The organism is Pseudomonas cyclaminis (genome assembly GCF_015163715.1).
GTDB lineage: Bacteria > Pseudomonadota > Gammaproteobacteria > Pseudomonadales > Pseudomonadaceae > Aquipseudomonas > Aquipseudomonas cyclaminis.
Genome location: NZ_JADDUM010000070.1, coordinates 1 through 1,026 on the forward strand (window position 1 = coordinate 1; position 1,026 = coordinate 1,026).

Annotated in this window: 1 protein-coding gene; it reads right to left on the reverse strand. The window is 58.1% G+C overall.

Annotated features, from left to right (window positions below):
- A partial coding sequence (locus IQK56_RS10940; protein WP_246500200.1) for a DUF6531 domain-containing protein occupies positions 1 to 1,026 on the reverse strand: 1,026 nt, incomplete at both ends.

Here is a 1,026-nt window from a genome sequence, read left to right on the forward strand (position 1 = left end):
ATGCGCCCTAAATAGTCCCGACTAATCCGCAGGCGGTTGTCATACGCATCACTGATCGAGACCAACACCCCGTCGCGAAAGTGATAAAACCGCGACGCCTGTGCCAGCACCAACTCATCCGGCACCGAGCCCAAGTAGATCGCGGCTTCAGCCAGGCTATTGGTGATTGCAGGTCGAGCAACTGTCGGCAGTGGAAACTCAGTCGAGCGGTTTTCATGGTCGATCCAGACCACCGAATCGCCTGACACGACAAGCCGATGCGCCAGCGAATGACTCCAGCCAAACCCCAGCCCGACATCCACTTCCACCGCGCTGGTGCGATACAACCGTGTCCACTCAAACGGCAGAATTCCGTCTAAAACACCGTCAGTCAGCGTGAGTAATTCTTCGCCGGTGACCATCGACACCGGACAGCCATTGGTCACGGTCTTATCCGAAGCCGCCGCAGCATCCCCCTTCGGATTCGTCGCCACGGCAGGCACATCGTCGACGTGCTCCTGCCTGACCAACACCGTCCGCTGTGTCTTGCCGCGAACCGCTGGCACTGCGTTCGAAACCAGGTTCTCCCCAGCCTTCAACGGCGCAGCCGGTACCACCTTGATTGGCACAGCCTCACTCTTGAAGAGCACCGGCTTGAGCGCTTCGGCATGGCCATCCAGTTGAACGGTGCCAAACTGTCTGGCTATTTGCTCCAGCCACTTGCGCACACGTTGAGACTTGATACTGCCGAGCACTTTCGTGCTCATACGCACCGCCATGCCCATGCCAGCGGTAGCAAACCCCAGCAGTAAGTTGATCAGTACCTCGGCACCGATTTCCCCCAGCATTTCGTTCATATACGGGGGCGGCAACATCCTCATCCAGCTGACCAGTGCGGCCAGATGGATGAACAGCAAGGGTTCATCACTGAGCACCAGCAGGCCCTTGGCGATGGTCTCTGCGCTCAACGCCAGTAACTGTTCAAATTCATCCTGGGTCAGGTATTGCAGCAGTTTTTCGGCGTTGGCCAAGGGGGCGCACAGCCAT